The 5,491-nt window shown below is 43.6% G+C and carries 5 protein-coding genes and 1 pseudogene; 4 read left to right on the top strand and 2 right to left on the bottom strand.

The window, feature by feature from the left end; translation table 11 throughout:
• From ACO1R6_RS13370 to ACO1R6_RS13360, 3 genes and pseudogenes are all read left to right on the top strand, one after another.
• Positions 1-409: pseudogene (locus tag ACO1R6_RS13370) on the top strand (hypothetical protein); the annotation flags it as partial.
• Positions 410-428: 19 nt separating this feature from the next.
• Positions 429-2,093, top strand: coding sequence for a BCCT family transporter (locus tag ACO1R6_RS13365; protein ID WP_486265361.1), 1,665 nt, complete (start codon positions 429-431; stop codon positions 2,091-2,093).
• Positions 2,090-2,968, top strand: coding sequence for a universal stress protein (locus ACO1R6_RS13360; RefSeq protein ID WP_486265360.1), 879 nt, complete (start codon positions 2,090-2,092; stop codon positions 2,966-2,968). The genes ACO1R6_RS13365 and ACO1R6_RS13360 overlap by 4 nt, the downstream gene beginning before the upstream one ends.
• A gap of 56 nt (positions 2,969-3,024) precedes the next feature.
• Here ACO1R6_RS13360 and ACO1R6_RS13355 read toward each other — a convergent pair whose 3' ends face one another.
• Together ACO1R6_RS13355 and ACO1R6_RS13350 are read right to left on the bottom strand one after the other, a co-directional pair.
• Positions 3,025-3,636, bottom strand: a complete 612-nt coding sequence (locus tag ACO1R6_RS13355) for a MarC family protein (protein ID WP_486265359.1) — start codon at positions 3,634-3,636, stop codon at positions 3,025-3,027.
• A 122-nt stretch (positions 3,637-3,758) separates the two neighbouring features.
• Positions 3,759-4,526: a site-2 protease family protein gene (locus ACO1R6_RS13350; RefSeq protein WP_486265358.1), complete on the bottom strand. Its 768-nt coding sequence runs from the start codon at positions 4,524-4,526 to the stop codon at positions 3,759-3,761.
• Between the two features lie 827 nt (positions 4,527-5,353).
• On the opposite strand from ACO1R6_RS13350, the gene ACO1R6_RS13345 reads away from it, so the two are divergent.
• A partial coding sequence (locus tag ACO1R6_RS13345; RefSeq protein ID WP_486265362.1) for a transposase occupies positions 5,354-5,491 on the top strand: 138 nt, incomplete at its 3' end.

Below are 5,491 nucleotides of genomic sequence, written 5' to 3'. Positions count from 1 at the left end.
GCTGCAGGCTATGTTTTACCGTATAAACCCCAATTACCCTACCGGTGCAGTACTTAACTTTGTTGAAATGGGCGCCTACGGCTCCAATTATAACGTTGCCAGTAGGGGAGAAATTTATACGGCCGGTATTTCTTACCATATTCCGGTTAGTAGCCGCCTGTTACAAGCCATTGATATTTATAACAACTACGGCTATTATAACAAGCGGGAAGATGGTTTTGAAAATTCCCACCAGAATGTGTTAGGAGCGCTTTTTACAGCTGGCCCGATGTACATCTATACCGATGCGGCATTTGGTTACAACCACCCGTGGCTGGGACCGGAGTGGACGAATGCTTTTACCACAGGCATGCCCGGCCACACCAAATGGCACCTGCGCTTTAACATTAATACGGGATACTATTTCTGAGCGAATAACAACAGACTACATGAGCAAAGTAAGAAGTGATATAAAAAAATCTTTGGGGCTGGATGTCAACGGGCCTGTATTCTGGTCATCCATTGTTTTTCTGGTGGTCAGCATAGCCCTGGTGCTAGTTTTTCAGGAAAGTGCAGAAACGTTCTTCAGCGAGGCACAGGCGGCCGTAACATCAACCATGGGATGGCTGTTTATATTAAGTGTTAACATTTTTGTTGCTTTCTGCCTTTTTTTGGCTTTTAGCCGCTTTGGAAAAATAAGATTGGGGGGCAAAGATGCCAAACCTGAGTTTACCACTTCTGCTTGGTTTGCCATGCTATTCAGCGCCGGCATGGGCATTGGGTTGCTTTTTTGGAGCATCGCGGAGCCCATCAACCACTTCCAGACGCCCCCGCTCGGGGAGCCCGGTACCCCCGCGGCTGCCCGGCAAGCCATGAACTTTACCTTTCTGCATTGGGGCTTACATGCCTGGGCCATTTACGCTTTGGTTGCTCTCGCCCTGGCTTTTTTTACCTATAACCGGCAACTGCCGCTTACCGTCCGTTCGGCTTTTTATCCCTTTCTGGGCGAACGCATCCACGGCGTGGTGGGGCATATAATTGATATATTGGCCGTAATCGCCACACTTTTTGGTCTGGCAACTTCGCTGGGGTTGGGGGTGCAACAAGTAGCGGCCGGTATGAACCACGTATTCCCGGCTATTGTAAATAATTTAACCAACCAGATTATACTGATAGCCATTATTACCGGCATTGCTACTATTTCGGTTGTAACCGGGGTAGACAAGGGGGTACGCATTTTAAGTGAGTGGAACATCCGGATTGCCTTATTTATTCTAGTGGCCGTGATAGTGCTGGGCCCAACGGTTTTTATACTTGGCTCTTACGTGCAGAACACCGGGTCTTACATTGGAAATTTTATGCAACTCTCTTTCTGGAACGAAGCTTACTCCACCAACAATTGGCAAGGCAGCTGGACCGTTTTTTACTGGGCCTGGTGGATTTCCTGGGCGCCGTTTGTTGGAATATTTATTGCCCGGGTTTCCAAAGGGCGCACCATCAAGGAATTTATACTGGGCGTGCTCATTGCGCCTTCGCTTCTCTCCTTTTTGTGGATGACGGCTTTTGGCAGCACTGCCCTGCACGAGACCTTAGCCGGCAATACCACAATTGCCGAGGCGGTAGCCGCCGATATATCAACCGCCTTGTTTATATTCTTTGAGCAACTGCCTTTTTCAACCGTACTTTCGGTAATAGGTGTAATTCTGATAAGTGGCTTTTTTGTTACCTCCGCCGATTCTGGTTCGCTGGTAGTGGTAAGCCTTACTTCTGGTGGCAATCCTAATCCATCGGTAGGGATACGTATTTTCTGGGCACTGGCAGGCGGCGCTGTAGCTGCGGTATTATTAGTTGGCGGTGGCTTACAGGCGCTACAAACGGCTGTTATTATTACTGGGCTACCCTTTGCCTTTATACTTCTGCTCATGTGCTACAGCCTCTATCGGGGTTTAAATGAAGAAGCCGAAGAAGAGGCTAAGCTTGGCCAAGCGCAACAACGCAAAGCTTACCAACAATTGGTGACCGAAATGTTGGTTAAACGGGCGCAGAAACAAGATGCAAAGTTAGCTGAAAGTAAAAACAGTAATCCTACCCCAACAAAACCTGATACGTTATGATTACAATAGATGCCTTGATGGTCTGCCTGGACCTAAGCGATATTGATGAGAAATTAGTAGCTTTTACCCGCTCTATCTGCGAGCGCATAGATGTGCGTAAAGTATACTTTGTACACAATATTAAATTATACGAATTAGGCGATGATTTCCGGGAGTTGATTGGTGAGGTAGATTTAGCGAAGGAGGTAGAAGATAATATTACCGACATTGTAGCCGGGCAGTTTGGCAATATTACTGCCTACGAAATACTGGTGAGCGAAGAGCCAAACACCGAAGTTCTCCTGGCCGACCTAGTGAAACGCTATAAAATAAAGCTAACGCTTTTGGGTAAAAAAATGAGCGATAAAAGCACCGGCGCACAGGGCACAAAACTACTGCGGATACTTCCCTGCAGTGTACTAGTTTTCCCGGAAACGGCCAGCTTCAATATTAAGAAAGTGCTGGTGCCCATAGATTTTTCGGCGGCATCGGTACATGCCCTACAGCTCAGCCAAAACTTGTCGGGCCAATTGGGGTTGCAACTGGAAATTATGCACGTTTACCGCATTCCATCCCAGTTCTTCCCGCTAATATCGGAAGATAAAGCCGTGCGAAAAGCCGAGGAACTAGTAAAAGGAAAGTTTGCCGATTTGCAGAAAAGGCACCAGGAAATTGCGCAAGTACCTTATACCCTGGTGCGTGCTGCGAATAAAAGTATAGCCGAACGCATAGTACTGCACCTGAAAAAAGGACGCCATGACCTTTTAGTGTTAGGCCTGAAAGGCAACAACCCGCTACCATCCTTGAGCCTTGGCAGCGTGCCTACCGAAATGTATAACACCGATATAAATGTGCCGCTTTGGTTGGTATATTCCGAGGAGGTACTCAAGCGATAAAAGCTAAATACATAAGTTTACCAGCTTCCGTTTGTGTAACAGGTAATTGCCATTGGTTACTCAAGTCCGGCTGCTAATAGGTTTCTGATGCCGGTTACTATCATGTCTATACCGATAGCGCCTAGGAAAAAACCGTTTATGCGGAGAAGCAGCTCCATATTCTTGTCGAAAGCCGTCTGGACCTTTTTAGAGCGCATCTTATGCCTGACCTGTTTCAGGCCCATGATAATGAAAAAGTTCAGCAGCACGATGATAACTAAAGATAGAATTCCCTGCCACAAAACCAGTTGCTCCGACATCAATACCGTAAGCGAGATGGTACCAGCACCAACCATAAACGGCAAGGCTATTTCCGATGCCAAATCGTGCAGGTCTCCTTTTATCTGAATGAAGGCTTTTTTGCCTTGCACTATAAATATATAGGCAAAGGAAAACAATACCACCCCGCCAAAAATGCGGAAGGACTCAAAATTAATCCGGAAAACTTTTTGAAATACCAAGTCTCCAAAGAGCAGAAACACTAGATAAATAGAAAAGGTAATGCTGCTGGCCTTTATAAAAACAGAGCGAAAATCTGTATCGGACAGGTTGCTCATCACGGGCTTCAGGTACAGGAAGAGCGCAAAAGGGTTTAGCATCACCAGAAAACTAACTATGGCTGTAATCATAAAATTAGTATTGGTTATGTATGCGTTTAACTACGCAGAATAATAAAGCTAGATTTATATAAAGTTATTTAACCCGTTTTAAGTAAAGGGACAAATACATAAAAACCTTATAAATAGGTAGTTTACAATGGTACTCTTGGGTAATTGCAAATTTCTACCTCTTTACCTGTTTTACTATTAAGCAGGCGGCTTGGACGGTTATTTTGCGCCAGTTCGTGCGCCTTAGCAAGCGCCTCTTGCTCATTTTCCATAGTCACCACAATGGTTTTACTGTGATCTAGCACCAGCCATTTTGCCTTTTCCTCATCCCACGTAAGCCGGTAAATATTTTCATTTATCCAGGGCTTATTCCGGATCAGGTCAAGTATTACTTTGCCATCGCTGAAGCTACCGTCCGGATATGGCATTGGCAGCAGCGCAAAGAAAATGTAATACATAGAAAAATAGGTAAACTGATAGGTTAACATACCAGATTCCACCGATTTAACTTGCACCAGGTACATTACTGCAATGGCCGCTAAGGCATTAAACAAAGCTCCCCCCGAAAAAATCAGGATATTGGACAAACGCTTATTATGCTTCAGGTTATCAAACGAACAGAATCCATAATAGAAATAATATTCTCGTACTTCCAGTATCCACCAGCTAAATAATTTGTTTCCGGTTCCGACAATTACTTTAATGTTCTTGCCACCCATCAGCCAGGCAAAAAAAACGTGGCCTGCTTCGTGAATAAAAGAGATAATGGGGAGTACGAGGAAGAAGGCCAGAAAAAACTTTGGCAAATCATTTATTCCAAACATAATTATACCTTGTACGGAAGCAATGAATGTAGTTACGAGCTTTTGTTCACTTTCTGCTGTATAATCCTTGGTTTGCCAGTAGGCCAAGTGTATACTAAGCCCGCAGCAAAGCAAGGCATTCTTTAGCAAGAAGCAATTAGGACCAACTACATCGAAGTTTTTAAATATTTCAGCGTATTGATTAACTCCTATTAATCGCTTATTTAATATAATCCGGTTTATGTGGCGGAATTTAGTAAGAAAGTAGACTGAATGGTACTTGTTGAACTAAGTTAGTTATCAAAACTACCTTTGAAACAATCAGATACAAACTTAATAAAAACCTGTTAGCCAGTTCATGGCTTCATAGTGATGATGAAAGTTCTTGAATTCAAAGGAATTATAAGGTTATTTACAAGTAAGAAAAAGCTTAGTTATGTCTTGGTCATATTCTGGATTGGCTGATGCTACGCGCGCTAACTTCTTGACAGTAGGCTGCTGGAGTGGATGAGAAAAGAACAATTATAGCTGGGGGCATAAATGGCACTTTTATTCCCTACTTGAGTTGCATCTAATAAAATATTCTCCACCTTGAAGTTTTGGGCTGCTTCAACTACTTTATTTCATAATCATCTAAACTGCCCAATCTCTAAATCACCTATACAACTTACTTCTAATATATTTTCGGTCAGATGATATTCTAATTCTATATTTTGACTCTCATATACTAGCATAGACTTCAACAACAAAAATGTACTTACATCCTGCTATCATACAATTCACATTTTCAGTTATTGAATGATGAGTTCGGCTACCTTAACCGGTTTGTCAGAAGCTTATTATAGTCTAACCCAATAACCAGGCTTTTGGAGTTGCTACCTTTGACTGGAGGGGAAAAGCTAGGCAGAATTAAGGGGAGTATTAAATTTGACTGTATGAGAAAACGAGTATTTGATTCCTCTTTCAAAAAAATGGCTGTTGAGCTCTCTTATGCGAAAGGTTCGGTAAAAGAGGCAGCAGTTGAACTGGGTATCGCTCCGGGCCGGATAAGGAAGTGGCGCCAGCAACCTGAG

Source organism: Adhaeribacter sp. (genome assembly GCF_057359045.1).
The sequence above is the reverse complement of the archived record's forward strand: the minus strand, read 5'-3'. Positions and strand labels throughout refer to the sequence as shown.

Bases quoted from the DNA above. Each gene is read 5' to 3' on its own strand.
- ACO1R6_RS13360 (WP_486265360.1), top strand. From the start codon at position 2,090: ATGATTACAATAGATGCCTTGATGGTCTGCCTGGACCTAAGCGATATT.
- ACO1R6_RS13365 (WP_486265361.1), top strand. From the start codon at position 429: ATGAGCAAAGTAAGAAGTGATATAAAAAAATCTTTGGGGCTGGATGTC.
- ACO1R6_RS13355 (WP_486265359.1), bottom strand. From the start codon at position 3,636: ATGATTACAGCCATAGTTAGTTTTCTGGTGATGCTAAACCCTTTTGCG.